Source organism: Streptomyces sp. NPDC058051, from assembly GCF_042885475.1.
Classification (GTDB): Bacteria; Actinomycetota; Actinomycetes; order Streptomycetales; family Streptomycetaceae; genus Streptomyces.
This window is the reverse complement of the sequence record NZ_JBHVRW010000010.1, coordinates 86,277-108,986: the sequence shown is the minus strand read 5'-3', so window position 1 is coordinate 108,986 and position 22,710 is coordinate 86,277. Positions and strand designations below refer to the sequence as shown.

Here is a 22,710-nt window from a genome sequence, read left to right as displayed (position 1 = left end):
CGTGACGGTTCCTCCTGCCGTGGAGGGTGCCGGCTCAGCCGGTCACGTCGGTCACCCGCCACCGCTGGTTGGAGCCCGAGTTGGGTGACCAGGTCGTCACCGCGGCGCCGTCGTTCGTGGCCTGGCCGCCGACTTCGAGGAGCTTGCCGGTGGCGGCGTTCACGAGGGTGCAGGTGCCGTCCCCGGTCGTCGACATGATCCACTGTGTGGCCGCGTCGCGCTTGCCCTTGTCGGGTTCGAGGACCGGAATGTCGTCACGTACGGCCAGGCGGTTGCGCCCCGCCGGGTCGGTGAACACGTAGCGCTGCCCGTTGCCGTCGGATTCCCCGCTGGTCTGCCGCAGTCGCCACCGCTGCGCGGAGTCCGAGGAGCCGGTGCCCGCCGTCCGGATGACGAGGCCGTCGCCGGAGGCGGTGAGCGCCTTTCCGCTCTGCACACCGGACAGTGCGTACGTGTGGCCCTTCTGCAGCAGCGCGGCATCCTTCGCGGCGCCGGACACACCGTCGACGACGAACGACGTCACCGACTGGGCCGGCACCGTGAAGGTGGCCTTCCTGTCCCTGACCGGGACGGCGCCGTGCCGCTGGAGCTTGCCGTCGGCGCTGGTCACGACGGGGGTGACGGTGGCGTCGGCCTTGATGTGTCGGAACTTCGACAGGTCCACCGTCACCGTACGGGCGTCCGTGGTCCCGTTGACGTGGATGACGGTGGCGGAGTCACCGGACCGTGAGACGGCGGCGGCGCTGGACGTGTCGTCCACCGTGACCAGCCGGTCGCCGGGCTTGATGTAGTGCGTGAAGTTGCGGGCCGTGTCGAACTTCGTGTTCGTGCGGATCGGGCACGTGGCGAGTGTGTCCTGAGAAGTGCAGCTGAACGGTATCTGGATGCTGCCCCAGTTGCCGCCCGCTGCGGACTCCCCGCCGGGTCGCATGTTGTCGAAGTCCTCGACGGGCTGCCAGAACACCCAGGCGCGGGGCTCCAGTTCGCGCAGGTCGTCGACCATGTGCTGGGCGAGACCGAGTCCGGGTCGCATATCGGTGAACGACTGCCCGTTGCCCCAGTCGCCCTCGACCTCGCTCATCCACAGCGGCTTGTCCGCCGCCTTGGCGAGGTCGCGGACCGCTGTGCGGTTGCCCGTGCCGTAGGTGTGGACGTTCATCTGGCCGACGAGGTCACGCACATCGGCGGGATAGGTGTTCCAGTTCGTTGCGAAGATGCCCGGGTTCGTCTCGTCCATCGCGGATATCTCCGCGCCGGTCTTCGCCTTCTTCAGCGCGGGGGCGAGGGACCGTACGACCTGCTGCTGGAGTTCGGGGCCGATATGGGCGCCTTCCTGGCGGCCTCCTGTCGGCTCGCCGTCGGCGCCCAATCGGGTGCCCCAGTAACCGGTGTTGGGTTCGTTGAACGGGTCGACGGTGTCGACCTTGATGCCGTGGGCCTTCTCCAAGCGTTTGGTGGCGCCCGCGAGATAGGCGGCGAAGTCGTCGACGGAATCGGACTTGAGCTGGTCCTGCGTGGCGTCGAACCCGCCGGAGACGTAGCCGCTCTTCGTCATGAACCAGGGCGGCGAGTTGCTGAACGTCTCCCAGTGGTCGACGTCGTTCTTGATCCGGTCGACCCACCAGCGCTGAGTGGCGTCGGCGTCCGGGTTCCAGTCCGCCGGGTCGTCGGCGTCCCACCAGTCGGTGTCCTCGCGGGTGGTGCCCTCCGGGGCCTTCCACCAGCCCTCCACCGCTCCCCCGGCCCGGAGGTAGTCCTTGGTGCCTGGTGCGTTGCCGCCGCCGATGTTGTACCGGGCGATGTTCAGGGCGAGGCCCTCGTCGCCGAAGAGGAGGGAGGCCAGCTTCTGGCGGATCTCCTCGGGATAGCCGCCGGTGACGTTGGCGAACCAGACGAGGCTCGTGCCCCAGCCTTCGAACGGCTTCTGTTGGTAGGAGGGGTCCGGACGGACGGTGACGGTGGCGGGCGCCGCGGCGGCCGGAGCCGGCGGCGCGGTGAGAAGGGCGGTGGCGGTGGCCAGTGCGGTGGTGGTGGCGACAGCGAGGAGTCGTGCGGTGCGGGTACGGCGTGCCAACGTGTGCTCCCAGGCGTATGCGATCGCGGTGAGGGCCGTGCCGTTCGGCGTGCGGGCAGGACGGCACGGCCCCCTACAGGTGGCGCTGTACAGGTGGAAGGGGAAGGACAGGATGTGAGCGGAAGGGGTCAGGGGGCGACGGGCCGGCGGAGCACGGCGACTTCCCGCGGGGGCAGCACGAATCCTCCTTCGGTGCTGCCCAGGAGGACGTCCCCGGTGAAGTCCGGCAACGAAACCGGCTCGTCGGTCCGGTTGATCAGGAACAGGTAGCGGCTGTCACCGTCGCGGCGGACGGCCAGCTCGACGCGGCCTCGTGCGGGGCCGGGCAGTTCACTCCCGACCCCGGCCGTGGCGAGGAGTTCGGGCAGGAGCGCGGTGAGACCTCCGGCACCGAGGCGGGTGGAGACGTACGTCGCCGAGCCCTCCCCCGTCGTACGGCGGGTGACGGCCGGCCGGGTCGTGTACGTGCCGGAGCGATAGCGGGCCAGCACCTCCACCTCCGGGTCGGTGACGGAGATCCGGTCGGTCCACAGGCTGCCCGTGGTGGAGTTGTCCAGCTCGACGGTGTCGCCGGCGAGCAGGGGGCCGAACTCCTCGATCCGGATGCCGAGCAGGTCCCGCAGTGCGCCCGGGTAGCCGCCGAGCCAGACGTGGTCGTTCTCGTCGACGACACCGGAGAAGTAGGTGGTGACGAGGTGGCCGCCGTTCTCGGCGTAGCGCGTGAGCACCTTGGCGAGCGCCGCCGGGACCACGTGCAGGACGGGCGCGATCAGAAGGTCGTACGTGTCGAGTTCGGCCTGCGGGGTGACGATGTCGGCCCGGACACCGAGGGTGTGGAGGGCGGAGTACCAGTCGAGGGCTTCCTGGCGGTAGTCGAGGCGGGAGGTGGGATGCGAGTCCTGCTCGCTCGTCCACCAGGAGTCCCAGTCGAAGAGGACGCCGACCCGGGCGGGCTCGCGCACCGTGCCTGCGACGGGAGCCAGTGCCTCCAGCGTCCGGCCGAGGTCGACGACCGCGCGGAAGACCTCGCTGTCCGCACCGCTGTGGGGAACCATCGCGGAGTGGTACTTCTCGGCGCCGGCCGCCGACTGGCGCCACTGGAAGAAGCAGACCGCGTCGGCGCCGTGCGCGACGTGCAGGAGCGAGTCGCGCGCGAGGTCGCCGGGTCGTTTGGCCAGGTTGACGGGCTGCCAGTTGACGGCGCTGGTGGAGTGCTCCATGAGGAACCACGGCCGGTGGCCCGCGATCCCGCTGGTGAGGTTGGCGGAGAAGGACAGCTCGTCGCGGTCCTGCGGTCCGGGCTGTACGTAGTGGTCGTTGGAGACGAAGTCGATCTCACCGGCCCAGTCCGCGTAGTTCATGCCCTTCGTGCCGCCCATGACCATGAAGTTGGTGGTGACGGGCACGCCGGGGCTGATCTCGCGCAGGACGTCCCGCTCCGCGCGGAGGTGGTCCTTGAGTGCGTCGGACGAGAAGCGTTTGAAGTCCAGCTGCTGCGTCGGGTTGGGGTGCGATGCCGCGAGGCGCGGCGGCAGGATCTGCTCCCAGTCGCTGTAGTGCTGGGACCAGAAGGCCGTTCCCCAGGCGTGGTTGAGGGCGTCGAGAGTGGTGTAGCGACGGCGCAGCCAGGTGCGGAAGGCGCGGGCGGCATCGTCGGAGTAGTCGTAGATGTTGTGGCAGCCCAGTTCGTTGGAGACGTGCCAGGCGACCAGTGCGGGGTGGTCCGCGTAGCGCGTCGCCAGCTCTCTCAGCAGGCGCAGCGCGTGGTTCCGGAAGACGGGCGAGGTCGGGCGCCAGTGCTGCCGTGCGCCCGGCCACACTGTCTCACCGGAGGCGGTCACCGGGAGGATCTCCGGGTGCGCCGTGGTGAGCCAGGGGGGCGGGGAGGCGGTGGCGGTCGCCAGGTCGACGCCGATGCCGCCCTCGTGCAGCAGGTCCATGATCTCGTCGAGCCATGCGAAGTCCCAGGTGTCCTCGGCCGGTTGGAGGCGGGCCCAGGAGAAGATCGCCAGGGAGACGATGTTCACGCCGGCTTCGCGCATGAGCCGCACGTCCTCCCGCCACACCTCTCGCGGCCACTGCTCGGGGTTGTAGTCGGCGCCGTAGGCCAGCCGTCGGGTGCCGTCGCTGCCCGCCGCGTAGGGGAAACGGGTGGTGAGGGGGGAGGTCATGGGTCCTTCCAGGGGTTGTGCGGATGGGAGCTTCAGGGGTTACTTCTGGAGGGTGAAGCCCTGCTCCGTGCCGTACTTGACGGATGCGTCCTGCCACGTCTTCAGGGCCTGCGACAGCTTCGTGCCGGAGACGTAGGCCTTGCCGACGGTGTCGTTGAAGATCGAGTTGGCGTACACCTGGTACGGCAGGTACTTCCAGTCGGTGGGCACGCTCTTCGCCGAATCGGCGAAGATCTTGTTGGCCTTCTGGCCTCCGAAGTACGGGAACTCCGTGTTCTGGAACGCCTCGGAGTTCAGGTCCTGGGTCGTGGCCGGGAAGGCGCCGCCCTTGACTCGGGTCTGCACACCGGCACCGGAGTTGGCGTACTCGACGAAGGCGTAGGCGAGTGCCTTGTTCTTGCCGAGCTCGGGCAGCGCGAGCGAGCTGCCGCCGTTCTCCGCACTGGCGTCGGCGCCCTCCGTCCACTGCGGCAGCGGGGCGGCGCGCCAGTCACCGGCCGCGTCCTTCACACCGGAGGCGAAGTTGGCGGGCATCCAGGCGCCGGTGGGCAGGGTGGCGATGGTGCCGTCGCCGAGGCCCTTGTACCAGTCGTCGCTCCATCCGGCGATGGGCGCGACGAGCTTCTCGTCGATGAGCTTCTGCCAGGTCTCGGTGTACTTCTTCGCGCCGGCGTCGTCGAAGTCGATGCCGACCGTGGTGCCGTCGACCTTGTACGGGCGCGAACCGGCCTGCCACAGAAGGCTGGTGGTCAGGCCCGCGTCACCGAGGTCACTGGTGATGTACGCCTTCGGGTCCGCCTTGTGCAGCGTGCGGGCCGCTTCGAGGTACTCGTCCCACGTCGTCGGTACGGCGATCTTGTACTTGTCGAAGACCTTCTTGTTGTAGAAGAGTGCCATCGGCCCGGAGTCCATGGGCAGGCCGTAGACGCCGTCGCCGGACTTCACGGAGTTCCAGGGACCGGGCGAGTAGGAGTCGGCGAGCTTGTCGGCGCCGTAGGGCTTCAGGTCGGTGACGGACTTCGTCAGGGCGTACTGGCCGAGCGCGTAGTACTCGATCTGCGCGACGTCGGGGACGCCCTTCTTCGCGGAGATGGCGTTCTGCAGGGCCTTGTACTGGTCGTTGTTGGTGCCCGCGTTGACCAGCTGGATGTCGACCTTCGGGTACTTCTCCTCGAAGTCGTCGGCCACCTGCTTGAGGGTGGGCTCCCACGCCCACACCGTGACGGTTCCGCCCTCCTTCAAAGCGGCCTGGATGTCGGCCGCGCCGACCTTCGTCCGACCGGAGCTGTCATCGTCGGAGCCGCCGCAGGCGGTGGCCCCGAGGGCGAGTGCGCAGACGAGACCTACGCCGCGCAGCAGTCGGCGGGTGTGCTTGGGCATGGTGAGGCTTCCACTTCGTCGTGGTTCTACGGACGGTGATCGGTGATTCTGCGGACGGTGATGCGTTGGTTCCACGCAACGCGACCGGTGGTTCGGCGGACGGTGTTCGTCGGTTCCGCCCGGCGTGACCGGTGGTTCCGCGGACGGTGAGGCAGCGGGTCGTGAGCGGTGAATCGCCCCGCGGGGCTATTCCTTGACGCTTCCGGCCGCGAGCCCGGACTGCCAGTACTTCTGGAGCAGCAGGAACGCCGCGATCAGTGGCACGATCGTGAGCAGCGAGCCGGTGATGACCAGGTTGAAGACGGCTTCACCGCCGGCGGTGGACGCCTGTTTGTTCCAGCTGTCGAGACCGAGCGTCAGCGGGTACCAGTCGGGGTCCTTCAGCATGATCAGCGGCAGGAAGTAGTTGTTCCAGGTAGCGACCGTGGTGAAGAGCAGCACGGTGACCGTGCCGGGGGCCAGCAGCGGCAGGGCCACCTGGAAGAAGGTGCGCACCTCGCCCGCGCCGTCGATGCGCGCGGCCTCCATCAGCTGGGTCGGGATGGCCTCGGTCGCGAACACCCACATCAGGTAGAGGCCGAACGGCGAGATCAGGGACGGAATGATGACCGCCCACGGGGTGTCGGTCAGGCCGATCTTGCTGAACATCAGGAACGTCGGGACCGCGAGGGCGGTGGCGGGCACGGCGACCGCGCCGATGACGACCGCGAACACGGCGCGCTTGCCGGGGAAGTCGAACTTGGCGAGCGCGTATCCGCCGAGCACCGCGAGGAAGGTGGCACCGCCCGCGCCCACCACCACGTAGAGCAGGGTGTTGAGGAGCCAGCGGACGAAGACTCCGTCGTGGTACGTGAACGTTTCGCTGATGTTGTCCCAGAGGGCGAAGTCCCCGTCGAACCAGAGGCCGACGGACCGGGCGAGTCCCTTCTGCGTCTTGGTGGCGCTGATCACCAGCCACAGCAGCGGTGCGAGGCTGTAGAGCACGACGATGCCGGTGAGCACGGTCAGCAGGACGCTGCGCCGGGGGCGTCCCGGCGTGCGGCGGCGCGGGGTGCGCAGCCGCGGGGCGGCGGACTTCGGCGGTGTCGTGGGTGCGGGGGCGGTGGTGGTGCTGCTCATCGGGTCACGCTCCCTTGCGCATGCCGCGCAGCTGGACGACATAGGCGACGATCATGGTGATCACGCCCATGACGATGGCGACCGTCGCGGAGTAGTTGTGCTGCTGGCCCGAGAAGGACAGCGAGTACGTGTAGGAGTTCGGGGTGTAGTCCGTGGTGATCGCGTTGGGTGCCAGCTTCTGGAGGATGGTCGGTTCGTTGAAGAGCTGGAAACTGCCGATGATCGAGAAGATCGTGGCGATGACGAGGGCTCCGCGGATCGCGGGGAGCTTGATCGCCGCGATGACACGCCACTGGCCGGCACCGTCGATCTCCGCGGCCTCGTAGAGCGAGTGCGGGACGACGCGCAGCGCGGAGTAGAAGATCAGCATGTTGTAGCCGACGAACTCCCAGGTGACGATGTTGCCGATCGACGCCAGGACGAGGTCGGGCGAGAGGGGGTCGGGCAGATTCGCACCGAGGGCGTCATTGATGTCGCCGACCAGGCCGAAGCGGGTGCCGTACATGAAGCCCCACATGAGGGTGGCGACGACGGCGGGCACCGCGTACGGCAGGAAGACGGATATCCGGAAGAACTCCTTGCCGTACAGGCGTCCGCTGTCGATGGCGAGTGCGACGAGCAGAGCGATGCCCAGCATGATCGGGACCTGCACGACGAGGAAGAGACCGACGCGGGCGACGCTGTCCCAGAACTGTCCGTCCTGCAGGGCCTGTTGGTAGTTGTCGAGGCCCACGAAGCTGGTGCCGCCGATGAGCTGCGTACGGAACAGGCTCAGGTAGACCGAGTACGCGAGTGGCGCCAGGAAGACCAGGGCGAAGACAAGCACGAAGGGGCCGATGAACCCCCATCCCGTCCACGAGCGGCGCGTCCGTCGCACCGGTGGCCTGGCCGGACGTCGGCCCGTGACGGCCGGCGGTTGAAGCGTCGTCATCTTGCGTCCCTCGCTCGTACATTCCTCGCGGGTGAAGCCGCCTGATGTTTGCGTAAACATTTCTGCAAGCGCGTAGCCGATGGCTGTTATGTTTACGTAAACATTTCGGTGAGGGAATGTTTACACTGCCCTGATGACGACGGTCAAGGGTTGCTCGGCGGACGAAACGCAGCTGGTGAGGGAGACGGTGGGTACAACGGACAGGGCTCCGGCGCGGGGCAGGAGCGGGGCGCGGCGCCGTACACAGAACGCGTCGATGGCGGACGTCGCCCGGGCCGCGGGTGTCTCCTCGCAGACGGTGTCCCGTGTGTCGAACGGGTTCCCCGGCGTCAACGAGGAGACGCGGGAGCGGGTTCTGGCGGCCATGGAGGAGCTCGGCTACCGCCCCAACAGCGCGGCGCGCGCCCTGAAACGCGGCGACTTCCGGACGATCGGCGTCATCACGTTCACGCTCGGCACGACCGGCAACGTCCGTACGCTGGAGGCGATCGCCGCGTCGGCCGCGCAGGAGGGCTACGCCGTCACGCTGCTCCCTGTCGCCGTTCCCACGCATGACGAGGTTCGCGGCGCCTTCTCCCGGCTGGGAGAACTCGCCATCGACGCCGCCATCGTCATCATGGAAGTCCACCTTCTCGACGCGGCCCGCCTGTCCCTGCCGCCCCAGGTCAAGGTCGTCGTGGCGGACTCGGACGCCGGGGACCGCTACAGCGTGGTCGACACCGACCAGGCGGGCGGAACCCGCGACGCCGTACGGCACCTGCTCGACCTGGGCCACCGGACGGTGTGGCACCTGGCGGGACCGGAGGAGTCGTTCGCCGCGCAGCGCAGAGCCGACGCCTGGCGCGCGGCCCTCGCCGCGGCGGGACGCGTTCCGCCGCCGCTCGTGCGTGGCGACTGGTCGGCGGACTCCGGTTACCGCGCGGGCCTCCACCTTGCCGAGCAGGACGACTGCACGGCGGTGTTCGCCGCCAACGACCAGATGGCGCTCGGGCTGCTGAGGGCCCTGCAGGAGCGCGGCCGCCGGGTGCCGGACGACGTCTCCGTCATCGGTTTCGACGACATTCCGGAGTCCGGCTCCTTCCTGCCGCCGCTGACCACTGTCCATCAGGACTTCGCGGAAGTGGGACGCCGTTGCGTGGAGGGCGTTCTGCGGCAGGTGCGTCACAGCGAAACGGACCGCGGCACCACGCTCGTCCCCACACGACTCGTGGTGCGGCGGAGCACAGCGGCGCCGCCGGCCAGGTAGTCGTGACACCGGCGGCCGGGTAGCCGTGGCACCGCCGACCCGGTAGCCGTGGCACCGCCGGGCTTCGGCGGGTCACGCCGCGACTGTCACACGGTCCCAGAACCAGTACAGGCCGATGATCACGACGGGCGCGGTCATCACGGGCAGGGCCCAGCGGTGTGCGGGAGTCCGGCGCAGGAGCACCAGCAGCGGGAACACCACGGCGATGATGCCCAACTGCACCGCCTCGATACCGACGTTGAAGCTCAGCAGCGAAAGCAGCAGCTCCCAGGACCAGCTGTCGTCGATGCCGAGCGCCCCGGCGAAGCCCAGACCGTGGACGAGACCGAACAGGAAGACGACCGGCAGACGCAGGCGTCCGGTGCCCACACGGTCGCGCAGGACGACATTGGCCAGCGCCACGACGACGATGGAGGCTGCGATGACCGGCTCCACGACCGATCCCGGCACGCTCACGACGCCGGTGGCCGCCATCAGGAACGTGACGCTGTGCGCGACCGTGAAGGCGGTCGCCGTGAGGACGATGTCGCGCAGGCCACGGGCGCCGATGAGCAGGGACAGAAGGAACAGGATGTGGTCGAGGCCGAACAGCAGGTGCTCGGTGCCCAGCAGGAAGAACTCCACGATCTGCCGCGGCTCCTGATGCCCCGCGGTCTTCAGGGTCGGTTCGGCGGCCGTCAGGACCTGGGAGCCCCGGTGCCCGTCGATCGCGTAGTGGACGATCGTCTCCGTGCTGTGCACGAAGCTCTCGGCGTCGGGGAACAGGGCACTGGAGATCGTGTAGGCGCCCTCCGCGCCCGCCTCGCAGTCGTAGGCGAGGGTCAGAACGGCGAACGGCCGGGTGCCACGGGTGCGGACGTCCGGGGCTCCGACGGTACGAGGGGTGCAGGTGGTGCCGTCGTGCGTGACGGCGAAGCGGCCGGTGACGTACTCGGTCACCTCATCGGCGTGGAGGCCGAGCTGGTGCAGTTGCTCCGTGCGTCCCTTCGCCGCGTACGCCTCGGCGTAGAGCCAGGCCGACTTCATCAGCAGGTCGTATTCGAGGTCGAGTGTCGCCTCGACACGCGTCCCCGAGCCTTCCACCTCGACGTACGCGGTGGAGGTCGCGTCGTGCGCGGCGGCGGGTGCCGGGTGGGCGAGCGCGGCGGCGAGCACGGCCACCAGGGCCGCGACGGTGGTGAGGAGCGCTGCGGTCAACCGGCACGGCCGGAGGCGGGACAGCCGGGCGGGGGGCAGAGGGGTGGGCAGGGGCGACGGGACGGGACGCATGACGGTCTCGGTTCTCGTTCTCGGGGCCGGGCGGTGAGTTGCCGGGGACAGGGGGCCGGGCGGTGAGTTGCCGGGCCTCGGAGGACCGGCGGTGCGGAACCGGGCCTCAGCGGACCGGCCGTGCGGAACCGGGCCTCGGAGGACCGGCCGTGCGGAACCGGGCCTCAGCGGACCGGCCGTGCGGAACCGGGCGGTGAAGGACTGGCCGGTGAGGGCCCGCCGTCCCGGACCGGTCGGGTCCGGGACGGCGGGCATGGGTGCCGGAGGGGCGCTCCCGGCGGGTCAGCCGGTCACCTCCGGTCGGCGGACGACGTGAACCACGGGTAGGCGGACACGTGCGGCCCCCAGGTGCCGGGCCGGCCGTGGACGTCCTTGGTCACGAAGGCGCTCGGCTCGGAGGCGGTCACTCCGCCGCCGGAGGAGCGCGCGGTGACGAACCACGCGTGGGTCGTACCGGGCTTGAGCCCCTTCCAGGTCACCGAGGCGACCTCACCGGAGTCGGCCTTGGCCTTCCCGATCACGCGCACGGGGTTGTACAGCGCCAGCGAGTCGGTCTTGAAGGTCGTCGTGCGGGAACTCAGATCGACCGGGAGGACCATGTTGTCCTCGGTGCCGTCGTAACGGTGGTTCGTGTCGTACTCGGTGGCACCGAACTCGTCGAGCAGCGGGGAGTAGGTGTCCACGGTCAGTTCGGACCGGTCGACGTCGAACTGGAGCATCCGGAAGAAGCTCGCGCCGAACTGGAGCTGGTCCTTCGGCTGGTAGCCGCCGATCTCGGTGAGCCCGAGCCGGTCCGCGGACACCGTGTAGAACTGGTAGTCCGCGAGCAGCTCGACGACGTCGTGGGCGACCTCGCCGACCCGGGGCTTCACATTGGTTCCGACACCGTGCTCGTGACCGGCGAGGATCAGGAACACGTTCGGGTTGTCCTGAACCACCTTCTTGTACAGCATCGAGCCGTCCGGCGCGGAGAACGGGGCGCCGCGTCCGTCGGGGTTGCTGCTCGGAGCGAGGTAGTCGTGCGAGAGCAGGATGCCGTTGCGGTCGGGGTAGCGCTTGAAGATCGAGTCGGCCCATTCGGCTTCCTCGCGCGTGACCCCGTACGACAGACCGACGACGACGAAGTCGAGGCCGCCGGCGGAGAACAGGTCGTAGTGGTTCTGGTTGTCGCCCTCGCGCCACGGCCCTCCGTACTCGGCGTGCTCCCAGCCCTTCGAGAGCGTCTGGTAGCGGTCGGGCCCGTAGTACCGGTTGTAGATCGCGTCGGGACCGTTCTCGGTGCCTGACTGGTTGTCGTGGTTGCCCGCGATCACGCCGTTGGGGACTCCCGCGTCGTCCAGGATCTTCTGCTGCTTCGAGGACATCTCCAGCTCGCCGACGACCTGACGCCGCGTGGCGTCGTCGGCGGGCTTGCGGATGTTGTTCTCGATGATGTCGCCGGTGTGGGCGACATACGCGATCTTGCGTTTGTCCTTGTTGTCGGCGATCCAGCGCGAGACGTCGCCGTACGCCTTCTCCCAGACCGCGCGCTCCTCGGCCGTCTCCTGTTCGACCGCGCCCTCGGAGAGGTACTGCGTGTCGGTGTAGTGGACGATCGAGAAGTCGTACGAGTCGGGGTCGGCGAATCCGTTCGGGTCACCGGCGTCGATGTCGTCGGTGAACGGGTCCTCGCCGGTCACCATGACGTGTACCTTCTGCCGGTCGACGTACTTCCCGTCGACGACGGCGGTCAGGACGGTGTTGCCCTCGGTGGCGCCGCGGGCACTGGTCAGGACGTCCCACTGCAAGGTCGCGGTGTTCCACACGCGCAGGGCCGCGAGCCGTTCGGGGTCGATGACGCCCTCCCAGCGCAGCACCGGAGCGTCGACGTGGCCCTTCACCCGGACGTCGAACCTCTGGTACGTGACGTCCTCGGCGGCCGGCGCGTCCATGGTCCTGCCGTCGGCGGGTGCGAGGCCGTCGGCCTTCACCTTCTTCTCGCCCGCGACCTTCAGCGTCGTCGGAACGGACCGCGCCGTGCCCTCGTACACCTGGTCGGGGGTGAGGATCTCGGCCTCGGAGAAGGTGGCGCTCACCTTGCCACCGCCGGGCTCGGCCACCTTCGCCGACAGTTCGACGTTGCGGCCCGCGTCGGTCGTACCGGACTTCGGGGTGAGGTCGGCGGGGGTGTCCGGGATGCCGGCGGAGGTGAACTTCACTTCGCGGGTGCCGGTGTTGCCGAGACTGTCGGTGCCGGACACCGACAGCGTGTGCGCGCCTGCGACCAGGCCGGGGCCCACCGCGGTGCCGAGCTGGATCGGCTTGCCGTCGAGCTTCACGTCCGGGCCGGTCACGATGCCGGAGAGGTCCGTGAGGCGGACGTCGAGGACGACCGAGGCGGTGATCCGTTGCCCGGCGGCGGGGACGCTGGTGGCGACCCGGGGCGCGGCGTTGTCGGTGACCAGGGTGCGGGTCGCGGTCCGGCCGGTCTTCGACGTCGCGGCGAGGGTGTGCCTGCCGTCGCCGGTCTTGGTGGTGTCGAGATCGGTGCGAAGGCCCTGGGCCGGGCCGTCGACGAAGAACTCCAGGTCGACCTCGGTCAGCGGGTTGACGTTGTCGCCGCAGTTGCCGTCGCCGAAACTGTACGAGCCCTTGACCATCCGGCCGGTGGCGGTGCCGTGGGCCGGCGTGAGCGTGATGCCGGAGACGGCGAAGTCGTCGCGGTTGTCGCCGCACGACGTCGGATAGGTGCCCGTGACGAAGTCGATCGTGTTCCAGCCGGGGACGAGCCACTCGTTCGGGAAGGTGAGGTCGACGTGCCGGCTGACGAAGTCGCTTTCGATCAGGTGCTTCTGACCGTTCACCAGGATGTGGTTCTGGTAGCGGGCCTCGATCGAGTTGCTGCCCACGGTGAAGCCGAGCGTCGCATTGCCCGAGCCGAGGGTGTCGGAGACCCGCACGGCCGGGGCGTCGATCGTGTAGTGCAGTTCCACTTCGCGCAGGCGGGTGTCGCTGCTGCCGCAGGTGCCGTCGCCCAGGGCGTACGAGTCCGCGATGTCGCGGCCTGTGACGGTTGCGCCGTCGAGGGTGAGGGTGGGCCGCGCGATGTCGAAGTCGTCGCGGTCGTTGCCGCAGCTCTCCTTGTACGGGCCGGTGACGATCGTGAGGGTGTTGTCGCCGGGCACCAGGTGGCGTGCCGGGATCGCCAGGTCGACCCGCTGGCTCACCCAGGTGCCGCCCAGATCGATGCGTTTGCCGTTGACGAGCAGGTAGTTGTCGTTCCGGTCGTCGATCGGATCCGACCCGACGTCGAAGGAGAAGGTCGCCGCGCCGTTGCCGAGATGCGGATCGGCGGTGGGCGCGTCACCGTCCACGGTCAGCGAATCGACCCCGCCCTCGGTGCCCGCCGGGAGGTTGGCGAAGACCGGCTGCCGGCCCTTCACCAGCGTGCCGTCCTCGGGCAGGAGGCGAGGGGCGCCCGCCGGGGCGTTGTTCACCGTCACGGTGTTCTTGACGGTCTTGCCCGAGGCGGTCGTCGTGGTGAGGACGTGTGCGCCGTTGGTGAACTTCGTGGTGTCCAGGTCGGCTTCGAGGCCGGTGGTGCCCTGCGGGTCGCCCAGGACGAAGAAACTGAGCGTGGCCTTCGTCAGCAGCGAGGTGTTGGAACCGCAGCTGCCGTCGCCGAAGGAGTACGTGTACTCGTTCTCCTCACCGTCCGCGACCTCCCCGAGCAGGTCCAGGCTGATGTCGGACAGCACGAAGTCGTCGTAGTTGGTGCCGCACGAGCTGTCGACCGTTCCGGCGAAGAACTCGATCGTGTTCTCGCCCTTGACCAGGTGCTGGTTGGGGATCTCGATCGTTCCCCGCTCGTTGACGAGGTCTCCGATGTCGGCCCGGTACTCGCCGTTGACGAGTACGTGGTTGTGATAGCGGGCCTCCGTCGAGTTCGACCCGACGTCGAAGCCGAGCCGGGACACCCCGACCGTGCGTTCGGCGTCGATCGCCCGCCCGTCGACCGCGAGCCCCGTCACGGAGTCACCGGCCAGCCGCGGTGCGGCCGAGATCTTCTCCGTTCCCTCCAGATACGCGCCGTCGCCAGGGGTGAGGGTCGGCAGAGCCGTGGTTGCCGCCGACCCGCTCCGCCCTGGTGCGCGCTGATCGGCACCGGTCTCGGCGTGCGCCGTCGTCACGTTGCCGCTGACGAGGAGCAGTGCGGTGAGAGCCGCCCCCGCAAGCCGTAGTCCGCCGGATCTGCCACCGGGCCTTATGCGCCGCTGTGTTGGCCGCATCAGCAGCCGTCCTTCCTGATCGCCACAAGGTGAAGGGCACGTCGCGACGATGTGCGACATGCCCATGACGAATCTTGGACAGCACAGATGAACGGAACGGAATCCCTTGTGAACGGGAAGCCGAAGGATCCCGGTCCACAGGCACGACCCCGGCCGGGACACCGACCACATCTCGGCCATGCGGCCGTGGGGGCGCCCGGACAGCCGCGGTTCAAGCGACGGGCTGAGGATCAGCAAGCAATCGGAGTACGGCGAAACCGCCCTCGCACGAGGCAGGCTGACGCCTTGTCACCACCGGCCTGGTCGGCGTTCCCGACATGGCCGGTACGGTCGGCGTCGGCTCGACGCATACGTACGGCGCACGGCGTACGACGCACAAGCCCGGCGCACAAGCCCGGCGCCCAGGCCCTGCGCGACCGCGCTACTGCTCCACCGTGATCGCCCGTACCGGGCAGACGCGGGCGGCCTCCTTGACCATCGGGTCAGCCACGTCCCCCTCGTGACCAGGCAGCAGCTCGCTGAAACCGTCGTCGTCCTGCGTGAAGACGTCAGGCGCGGTGAGCGCGCACTGCCCGGCCCCGATGCACACATCCCTGTCGATACTGATCCGCATCACCGCAGCGTCCTTTCCAGGAGGGGCTTCCGTCACCACGCCACGGGCAGTTCGAGCATGCCCTGGATGGTGTCGCCGGGTTTGAAGGGGATCTCGTCGGCGGGTGCCGCCAGCCGCAGTTCCGGCAGCCGGTCGAAGAGCGTGCGCAACGCGATCTCCAGCTCGGCCCGCGCGAGGTTCTGGCCGAGGCACTGGTGGATCCCGAAGCCGAAGGCGACATGGTGCCGCTGCTGCCGGCCGAGGTCCAGTTCGTCCGGCGACGGGTACGCGGCCTCGTCCCGATTGATCGCCGAGGTCGACAGGATGACGCCGTCGCCGGCCCGGATGGTCACCCCGCCCACCTCGATGTCGTCCGTCGCCACCCGTGAGAGCCCGTCGGCGATCGACAGGAAGCGCAGCAGCTCCTCCACCGCGGCCGGCATCAGGTCCTCGGACGTGCGCAACCGGTCCAGCTGATCCGGGTGCTGGAGGAGGGTGAACGTTCCGAGAGAGATCATGTTCGCGGTCGTCTCATGGCCCGCCACCAGCAGGATCTCGGCCAATTGCACCAGCTCGTCGCGGTCGATGGCCCCGGCTTCGAGCTGCTGCGTGATGAGCTCGTCGAGCAGCCCGTCGCCCCGGTCGGTCCGCTTGCGCGCGATCAGCGCACGGAAGTAGTCGTCGAGTGCCGAGCGCGCCGCCTCGATATCGGCAGCCCCGGGACCGCGCAGCAACACGCGCGACCGGTCCTCGAAGAATTCGTGGTCGGCGTAGGGAACGCCGAGAAGCGCACAGATCACCATCGAGGGAACGGGCAGCGCGAAGGCGCTCACCAGATCGGCGGGCGGCCCCTGCTCGACCATGGCGTCCAGCAGCCGGTCCACGGTCTCCTGGATCCTCGGCCGCAGTCCGGCGATCCGTTTCACGGAGAAGCTCGGGATGAGCATCCGGCGCTGTGTGTGGTGTTCCGGGTCGTCGACACCGAGCAGTTCGACACGCCGTCTCCGGATCCGGGCCACCCGTTCGGTGAACACCGGGAACGCCGGATTCTCCCGATCGGCCGACAGCCGCCCGTCGACCAGGAGCGCACGCGCCTCGGCATGCCCGGTCACCAGCCACACCCGACGGCCGTCGAAGAGCCGGGCGGGAGACAGCGGCCGCTGCCCGTCCCCCTGGGGCCGGTATTCCACCGGCGGCTGGTAGGGACAGGTGCGGTCCTGCGGGAAGGAGACGGCGTCGGTGTCAGTGTCTGCCATGGCGGGCCTCGCGGTGAGGACGGAAGGAATCACGACCGGTGTCCCCCACCAGGTGCCTCACTCCCCCGACCAGCATACGCACGGTTCGGCAGCCACGCCGTGTCCCCGCCGCGACCGTGTCCGGTCCTGCCGGGGGGACGGGACCGGACGTGGACCGGGCGGTCGCCGCCGTCCTGGGCGGCTTCCGGGCCTCCGCCCGCAGGACGGAACTGAGGCGTCCCGCGGGCGGAGCCACGCGGGGTACGGGGATCAGCCCACCGGTGGCTGGTCGGTGTCCCGGCCCGCATCGGAGACTCGGCCTGCCTCGGTGTCCCGGCCTGCCTCGGCCTCCCGGCCCGCCTCGGAGTCCTGGCCCAGCAGGACCGTCGAGATGAAGTCCGCCACGGCGGCCTCCCGGCCGACGTCCGACTGTGCCCGCTCGGACATGTACCACCGGTGTTCCAGCAGCTGGTGATAGAGCTCCGCGGGGTCCACGGAGCTCCGGAGCTGCCGCGGAACGGCACGCACGGTGGGCCTGAACACGTCACGGACCCAGCGGTGGGCCAGCACCTCCGCACGGGCGCCGAGCGGGTCGCCGGGCGCGTAGTCCTCCTGTGTCGCCATCCAGCCCTCCAGGTCGTTGAGGAGCCGCCGGGCCTGGTTCTCCTCCGCGTCGAGCCCGGTGAGTCGCAGCAGCTGACGCTGGTGGTGGCCCGCGTCGACGACCTTGGGGACGAAGGTGATGGTGTCGCCGTTCGGGGAGTTGGCGATCTGCATCTCGGCGACGTCGAAGCCGAGATCGTTGAGCCTGCGCACGCGACGTTCGATGTAGTGGAATTTGCCGGCCGGGTAGACCGAAGTGCGGGTCAGCTCCTTCCACAGCTCGTCGTACCGCTGGCAGATCTCCGTGCCGAAGGCGATCGGGTCCACCGAGGGGTGGAGCGCGCCCGCGGCCTCCAGGTCGAGCATCTCCCCGCTGATGTTCACGCGGGCCAGGTCGATGTCGTAGTCGCGCTGCCCCGCGCTGAGCCGGCTGTGGACCTCGCCCGTCTCCGCGTCCACCAGGTAGGCGGCATAGGCGCCGGCGTCGCGGCGGAAGAGCGTGTTGGACAGGGAGCAGTCGCCCCACGCGAACCCTGCCAGGTGCAGCCGGACGAGCAGCACGGCCAGTGCGTCCATGAGCCGGTGCACCGTGGTCGGGCGCATCGTCGTCTCGAACATCGACCGGTACGGCAGGGATCCCCCCAGGTGCCGCGTGACCAGCACCGGCTCCAGCGGTCCGCCGTCGCTGTCGGTGCGCCCGGTGACCACCGCGAGCGGATCCACCGCGGGTATCCCGAGCCGGGCGAGGGTGCGCAGCAGCTCGTACTCGCGCACCGCCGGCCGTTCGGCGAGTTCCTTGATCGCCACCACATCGGTCCCCGCCCGGGCGTAGCGCACGACGTGGCGGGAGATGCCGCGCGGCAGCGCCACCAGGTGCTTCTCCGGCCACTCTTCGAGCGGCAGGTGCCAGGGCAGTGCGAGAAGGGACGCGGGATGTTCGGGATTGGTGGCGCTGAACTGCAATGCCATGGTTCGCCTCGTTCGTACGGTGCCGGGGCCACCAGTGTGACGCAGCCACCCGTCCGCACTCCTCGGGCGCCCTGCCCGCCCGGTCGCTCCGGCGGGCTCGCACCGTCACATGTTCGTGCCTTTCGTGGGGCGGCCCGGCGGCTCTGCCGTGGTGAGTCGGTGCGGATTTTCCACGAGGGGTAGGCCCGCGCGGCCCTCTTGTTGTACGTTCCGTCCAACAGCTTGCTAGACGCAGCGTCTAATAAGCGTAGGGGCGCTCGGCTGCCGTCGGTCTCATCGAACGGTGCACGGGATGGGACGAGGGCCGGCCCGCGTCGAGTCGATCTGTCGATTCAAGGAGCCGCACCATGGCACACAGCACTGTTCGGCCGGAGGACCAGCAGAACCGGCTCGACGAGCACGACGTCTCCCGCCGACTGCTCGACTCGGCGGCCACATTGTCGTACGACCCGGTGACGGAGGTGGACTGGGACACTCCACTGGACAAGGACTTCCATGGTGCGAGCCCCGAGTGGAGCACGCTCTACGGCACGGCGTACTGGGGTGAGCTGACCGATGCGCAGCGCAAGGAGCTGACGCGGCAGGAGGCCGCGTCGGTGGCGAGCACCGGCATCTGGTTCGAGATGATCCTTCAGCAGATGGTGCTGCGCGACATCTACACGAAGAACCCGGCCGACCCCCGGTTCCAGTGGGCCCTCACGGAGATAGCCGACGAGTGCCGGCACTCGATCATGTTCGCCCGCGGGGCGGCGAAGCTGGGCGCTCCCGCCTACCGGCCGCACCGGCTCGTCGTCGAACTCGGACGCGCCTTCAAGACACTCGCGTTCGGCGAGACGGCGTACGCCGCGATCCTGGTCGCCGAGGAGGTGCTCGACGTCATGCAGCGCGACTGGATGCGCGACGAGCGGGTGGCTCCGTTCGTGCGCACCATCAACAACATTCATGTCGTGGAGGAGTCACGGCACATGAAGTTCGCCCGTGACGAGACCCGCAAGCAACTCCGGCACGCCGGCCGCCTGCGGCGGCAACTCAGCGCGTTCGTGATCGCGGTGGCTTCCTACCTCATCGTCACCAGCATGGTGAACCGGAACGTCTACGCGAACGCCGGTCTCGACCCGAAGCGCGCCCTGGCTGAGGCGAGGGCGAACGAGCACCACAAGTCCCTGATGCGGTCCAGCTGTTCGGGCCTCATGGAGTTCCTCGCCTCGGCGCGCCTGCTCACCGGGCCCGCTCTGGCGCTCTACAAGCGTGCCAGCCTGATCTGATCCGAGCCGACCGCCGCACCGAGCCGAGCCGAGCTGACGACATGACCTACGCCATCACCCAGACCTGCTGCAACGACGCCACCTGTGTCGCCGTGTGCCCCGTCAACTGCATCCACCCGACACCGCAGGAGCGGGCGTTCGGCCGTACGGAGATGCTGTACATCGACCCTGCGACCTGCATCGACTGCGGTGCCTGCGCCGACGCCTGTCCGGTCGACGCGGTCTTCCCGGTGGACGGCCTGCCCGCCTCGCAGCAGGAGTACGCCGAGGTCAACGCGGCCTACTTCGCCGGCGCGGAGCCCGACCCGAGCGGTACGGGACCGAACTTCCACCACTGGGGCGCGCCCACGTTCGAGCGCAGCCTGCCGTCCGATTTCGCACCGATCCGGGTCGCGGTCGTCGGCACCGGCCCGGCCGGCATGTACGCGGCCGAAGACCTGCTGCTGCACACCAATGCCGAAGTGACGCTGGTGGACCGGCTCCCGGTGGCCGGCGGGCTCGTCCGGTACGGAGTGGCGCCCGACCACCCCGCGACGAAGAGGGTGGGCGACGCCTTCGCCCGCTTCCATTCCCACCCCCGGGTACGGATGCACCTGGGAGTCGAGGTCGGCAAGGACATCACCGCGGACGAACTCGCCGACCACCACGACGCGGTCGTCTACGCCGTGGGAGCCTCCACCGACCGCCGGCTCGGCATCCCCGGTGAGGACCTGCCCGGCAGCATCTCGGCGACGGCCTTCGTGTCCTGGTACAACTCCCACCCCGAGGTCGCGCCGGACGCCATCGACCTGTCCGCCGAGCGGGTCGTCGTGGCCGGCAACGGCAATGTCGCCCTGGATGTCGCCCGCATCCTCGTGACGGACCCTTCGGCACTGGCCGGTTCGGACATCGCCGACCACGCGCTCGCGGCCCTGCGCACGTCGCGGGTGCGCGAGGTGGTGCTGCTCGGACGGCGCGGTCCCGAGCACGCGGCGTACAGCGGGTCCGAACTGCTCGCTCTCCAGCACCTGCCGGGTGTGGCGACGGTCGTCGACGACCACGATCCGCGGATCGGCGCGGTGATCGACGGCGCGGCACCCGGCGAGAAGGCCGCGCTGCTGCGGGGCTTGGTCCGCGAGACGGTGGACTGGTCGCACCCGCCGGCATCGGAGCGACGCATCGTCTTCCGCTTCCACTCCGCACCCGTGGAAGCGCTCGGTGGCGAGGAGGTCCGAGCCGTGCGTGTGACGGGTGATCAGGGCGAGCTGGACGTACCGGCCGGCTTGCTGCTGCGGGCGATCGGCTACCGCGGTGTGCCGGTGCCGGGGCTCCCCTTCGACGAGGCGACCGGCACCGTGCCGCACGATGGCGGTCGCGTGAAGGGACGGCCGGGGACGTACGTCGTCGGCTGGATCAAGCGCGGCCCCTCGGGCGGCATCGGTGCCAACCGTGCCTGCGCCGCCGAGACGGTCGGCACGCTCCTGGCCGACGCCGTCGCCGGCGTGCTGCCGTCACCGGCGCATGCGCCCAGGGCGTTCCTGCGCCTGGCCCGGAGCCGAACCCGTCACGTCGTCGACGCCCGTGGACTGGCCGCCATCGACAGGGCGGAGCTGGCACGCGGTCGTGACGACGGCCGGCCCCGGGTCAAATTCGGCACGGTGCCGGAGCTGGTCGCGGCGGCGAGGGCCGGCCGCTGGAGAGTGCGGGGCTGATCCCCCGCACCAGCACCACCCCGATCGCGCCCGCCGCAGAGAACGGCGGCCCCCGGCACACGGTCCTGTCCGGCGGGCCGCGATCGGGAAGCGCCGTGACCGCCCGGGACGTCGGGCGGTCACGGACGGTCTGCGGAACCCGGACGGAGGCCACCGGCGGGCCGGCCCCGGCTCGTCGGGCCCATGGGCGTCGTTCCCCGCGCCGGGACTCGGCGCCCGGGACGCACGACGGACGGGATGTACGACGCCCGGGACGCAGGGCGGACGGGACGCACGACGCCCGGGACACAGGGCCGACGGGACGCACGACGCCCGGGACGCACGGCGGACGGGCCCGCAGAACGAACCCCCGCATGCGCGAGGGCTTTTACGTCGCCGTCCGGCCGCTCCGCGTGCTCAGCTACCGTGTCCTACCAGCACTTTTGCGGCAGCGGCTCTGCGACACGACGTCTCTCCGCTCACGCCGTTCTGGCGCCGGCCTCTGTCCACGCCCCCGCATACCGCACACTCTTCTCATCCCCGCACCGCGTGTGCGGACCGCGCGACCCCATGGAGAGCACGTTGAGGACGACGTTCCGTTCTCGTATCACCGCCCGGATCGGGCGGACCTATCTGTCCAGGCTCCAGAAGTACGGGATCGGTTCCTCCACGATCAGGCTGCTTCCCGAGGACCTGCTGGCGCTGCTGCGCAGGGACGGCCTGGACCCGGTGGACAGACTGGCCGGGCTCCGGGCCGAGGCGCCGGTGTCCAAGGTCGCCATGCCGTTCGGGATGGACGCCTGGGTGGTCACCGGCTATGAGGAGTCGAAGACCGTCCTCGGATCGGCCGACGGGTTCAGCACCGACTTCGCCCACCTCGCCATGAACGCCGGAGTGGCGGCGGAGCAGAGCCCCGGCGGGCTGGGGTTCAGTGATCCGCCCGTGCATACGCGCCTGCGCCGCATCCTGACCCCGGAATTCACGATGCGCCGGCTGCGGCGCCTCACCCCCAGGATCGATGCCATCGTCACGGAACGCCTCGACGCGATGGAAGCCCGGCAGGGGCCTGTCGACCTGGTCCAGGAGTTCGCGCTGCCGATCCCCTCCCTCACCATCTGTGAGCTGCTCGGCGTTCCCTACGAGGACCGCCAGGACTTCCAGCAGCTGGCCATGGACCGCTTCGACCTCTTCGGGGGGACGACCGCCCCCTTCGGCGCCATGTCCGAGTCGCTGACGTACTTCAGGGATGTGGTCAGGGCGCAGCGTGCGAAACCGGGCGACGGCCTGCTCGGCATGATCGTGAAGGAACACGGGGACAGCGTCGACGACGAGGAGCTCGCGGGCCTCGCCGACGGCGTTCTCACCGGCGGGTTCGAGACGACCGCCAGCACGATCGCCCTCGGCTCCCTCGTGCTCCTGCAGAACGAGGACGTCTTCGAGGGCGTGCGGACGGACGACGCGATGACCGCGCCGTTCGTCGAGGAGGCGCTGCGCTACCTCTCGGCGGTACAGATCGCCTTCCCCCGGTTCGCCCGCCATGACATGGAGATAGCGGGCGTGGTCATACCCCGGGGCGACATGGTGCTCTGCTCGCTGAGCGGCGCCAACCGCGACGCGTCGTACGTCAGGGACGACGGACGCTTCGACCCGCACCGCAATCCCTCGGCACATCTCGCCTTCGGCCACGGAATCCACCGCTGCATCGGTGCCGAACTGGCCCGCATGGAATTGCGCGCCGCCTACCCGGCCCTGGCACGGCGGTTTCCCCGGATACGCCTCGCCGTCCCGCCCCAGGACCTGGACTTCCGCAAGCTGTCGATCGTCTACGGCATCGCCTCGCTGCCGGTGCACCTGCGCTGAGCGGGCACACCCCCTCGGGGCACCGCACCCGCCCCGGTGCGATCCCCCGGCGTCGGCG

The 22,710-nt window shown here is 69.6% G+C and carries 14 protein-coding genes; 4 read left to right on the top strand and 10 right to left on the bottom strand.

All coding sequences use genetic code 11. From position 1 onward, the window contains the following. Window positions 1–34: 34 nt before the first annotated feature. From ACFVUT_RS17915 to ACFVUT_RS17895, 5 genes are all read right to left on the bottom strand, one after another. On the bottom strand, window positions 35–2,074 hold the full coding sequence (locus tag ACFVUT_RS17915; protein WP_389649645.1) for a glycoside hydrolase: 2,040 nt from the start codon (window positions 2,072–2,074) through the stop codon (window positions 35–37). Between the two features lie 128 nt (window positions 2,075–2,202). After that, window positions 2,203–4,245, bottom strand: coding sequence for a beta-galactosidase (locus ACFVUT_RS17910; RefSeq protein WP_389649648.1), 2,043 nt, complete (start codon window positions 4,243–4,245; stop codon window positions 2,203–2,205). 39 nt (window positions 4,246–4,284) lie between these two features. Next, window positions 4,285–5,625 (bottom strand): ABC transporter substrate-binding protein, encoded by a 1,341-nt coding sequence (locus ACFVUT_RS17905; protein ID WP_389649651.1) that lies wholly within the window; start codon window positions 5,623–5,625, stop codon window positions 4,285–4,287. Between the two features lie 186 nt (window positions 5,626–5,811). After that, complete coding sequence (locus tag ACFVUT_RS17900; RefSeq protein WP_389649654.1) at window positions 5,812–6,744, bottom strand: carbohydrate ABC transporter permease; 933 nt, start codon at window positions 6,742–6,744, stop codon at window positions 5,812–5,814. Window positions 6,745–6,748: 4 nt separating this feature from the next. After that, a complete protein-coding gene (locus ACFVUT_RS17895) occupies window positions 6,749–7,675 on the bottom strand; it encodes a carbohydrate ABC transporter permease (RefSeq protein WP_389649657.1) in 927 nt (308 codons plus the stop codon). Between the two features lie 133 nt (window positions 7,676–7,808). Between ACFVUT_RS17895 and ACFVUT_RS17890 the strand changes: the two genes are divergently transcribed. Continuing rightward, window positions 7,809–8,921 (top strand): LacI family DNA-binding transcriptional regulator, encoded by a 1,113-nt coding sequence (locus ACFVUT_RS17890; protein WP_389649660.1) that lies wholly within the window; start codon window positions 7,809–7,811, stop codon window positions 8,919–8,921. A 72-nt stretch (window positions 8,922–8,993) separates the two neighbouring features. On the opposite strand, the gene ACFVUT_RS17885 is transcribed toward ACFVUT_RS17890, so the two are convergent. The 5 genes from ACFVUT_RS17885 to ACFVUT_RS17865 all read right to left on the bottom strand — a co-directional run bounded on the left by ACFVUT_RS17885 (window position 8,994) and on the right by ACFVUT_RS17865 (window position 17,857). After that, complete coding sequence (locus ACFVUT_RS17885; protein WP_389649663.1) at window positions 8,994–10,118, bottom strand: HupE/UreJ family protein; 1,125 nt, start codon at window positions 10,116–10,118, stop codon at window positions 8,994–8,996. A 362-nt stretch (window positions 10,119–10,480) separates the two neighbouring features. After that, entirely contained in the window at window positions 10,481–14,458 is a 3,978-nt protein-coding gene (locus tag ACFVUT_RS17880) for a metallophosphoesterase (RefSeq protein WP_389649666.1), read from the bottom strand. 421 nt (window positions 14,459–14,879) lie between these two features. After that, window positions 14,880–15,071 carry a ferredoxin gene (locus ACFVUT_RS17875; RefSeq protein WP_389649668.1) on the bottom strand — a complete coding sequence of 64 codons (192 nt, stop codon included), beginning with the start codon at window positions 15,069–15,071 and terminating at the stop codon, window positions 14,880–14,882. A gap of 32 nt (window positions 15,072–15,103) precedes the next feature. Further along, window positions 15,104–16,306: a cytochrome P450 gene (locus tag ACFVUT_RS17870; RefSeq protein ID WP_389649671.1), complete on the bottom strand. Its 1,203-nt coding sequence runs from the start codon at window positions 16,304–16,306 to the stop codon at window positions 15,104–15,106. A gap of 249 nt (window positions 16,307–16,555) precedes the next feature. Beyond that, complete coding sequence (locus tag ACFVUT_RS17865; protein WP_389649673.1) at window positions 16,556–17,857, bottom strand: DUF4032 domain-containing protein; 1,302 nt, start codon at window positions 17,855–17,857, stop codon at window positions 16,556–16,558. Window positions 17,858–18,204: 347 nt separating this feature from the next. On the opposite strand from ACFVUT_RS17865, the gene ACFVUT_RS17860 reads away from it, so the two are divergent. From ACFVUT_RS17860 to ACFVUT_RS17850, 3 genes are all read left to right on the top strand, one after another. Then, on the top strand, window positions 18,205–19,122 hold the full coding sequence (locus ACFVUT_RS17860) for a diiron oxygenase (protein WP_389649676.1): 918 nt from the start codon (window positions 18,205–18,207) through the stop codon (window positions 19,120–19,122). Window positions 19,123–19,163: 41 nt separating this feature from the next. Next, the gene (locus tag ACFVUT_RS17855; RefSeq protein WP_389649679.1) at window positions 19,164–20,813 is read left to right on the top strand and encodes an FAD-dependent oxidoreductase; all 1,650 of its coding nucleotides are present in this window, start codon (window positions 19,164–19,166) and stop codon (window positions 20,811–20,813) included. Window positions 20,814–21,362: 549 nt separating this feature from the next. Next, window positions 21,363–22,652 (top strand): cytochrome P450, encoded by a 1,290-nt coding sequence (locus tag ACFVUT_RS17850; RefSeq protein WP_389649682.1) that lies wholly within the window; start codon window positions 21,363–21,365, stop codon window positions 22,650–22,652. Window positions 22,653–22,710 lie beyond the last annotated feature (58 nt).

Bases quoted from the DNA above. Each gene is read 5' to 3' on its own strand.
- ACFVUT_RS17910 (WP_389649648.1), bottom strand. From the start codon at position 4,245: ATGACCTCCCCCCTCACCACCCGTTTCCCCTACGCGGCGGGCAGCGAC.
- ACFVUT_RS17905 (WP_389649651.1), bottom strand. From the start codon at position 5,625: ATGCCCAAGCACACCCGCCGACTGCTGCGCGGCGTAGGTCTCGTCTGC.
- ACFVUT_RS17900 (WP_389649654.1), bottom strand. From the start codon at position 6,744: ATGAGCAGCACCACCACCGCCCCCGCACCCACGACACCGCCGAAGTCC.
- ACFVUT_RS17895 (WP_389649657.1), bottom strand. From the start codon at position 7,675: ATGACGACGCTTCAACCGCCGGCCGTCACGGGCCGACGTCCGGCCAGG.
- ACFVUT_RS17890 (WP_389649660.1), top strand. From the start codon at position 7,809: ATGACGACGGTCAAGGGTTGCTCGGCGGACGAAACGCAGCTGGTGAGG.
- ACFVUT_RS17880 (WP_389649666.1), bottom strand. From the start codon at position 14,458: ATGCGGCCAACACAGCGGCGCATAAGGCCCGGTGGCAGATCCGGCGGA.
- ACFVUT_RS17875 (WP_389649668.1), bottom strand. From the start codon at position 15,071: ATGCGGATCAGTATCGACAGGGATGTGTGCATCGGGGCCGGGCAGTGC.
- ACFVUT_RS17870 (WP_389649671.1), bottom strand. From the start codon at position 16,306: ATGGCAGACACTGACACCGACGCCGTCTCCTTCCCGCAGGACCGCACC.
- ACFVUT_RS17865 (WP_389649673.1), bottom strand. From the start codon at position 17,857: ATGGCATTGCAGTTCAGCGCCACCAATCCCGAACATCCCGCGTCCCTT.
- ACFVUT_RS17860 (WP_389649676.1), top strand. From the start codon at position 18,205: ATGGCACACAGCACTGTTCGGCCGGAGGACCAGCAGAACCGGCTCGAC.
- ACFVUT_RS17855 (WP_389649679.1), top strand. From the start codon at position 19,164: ATGACCTACGCCATCACCCAGACCTGCTGCAACGACGCCACCTGTGTC.
- ACFVUT_RS17850 (WP_389649682.1), top strand. From the start codon at position 21,363: ATGGAGAGCACGTTGAGGACGACGTTCCGTTCTCGTATCACCGCCCGG.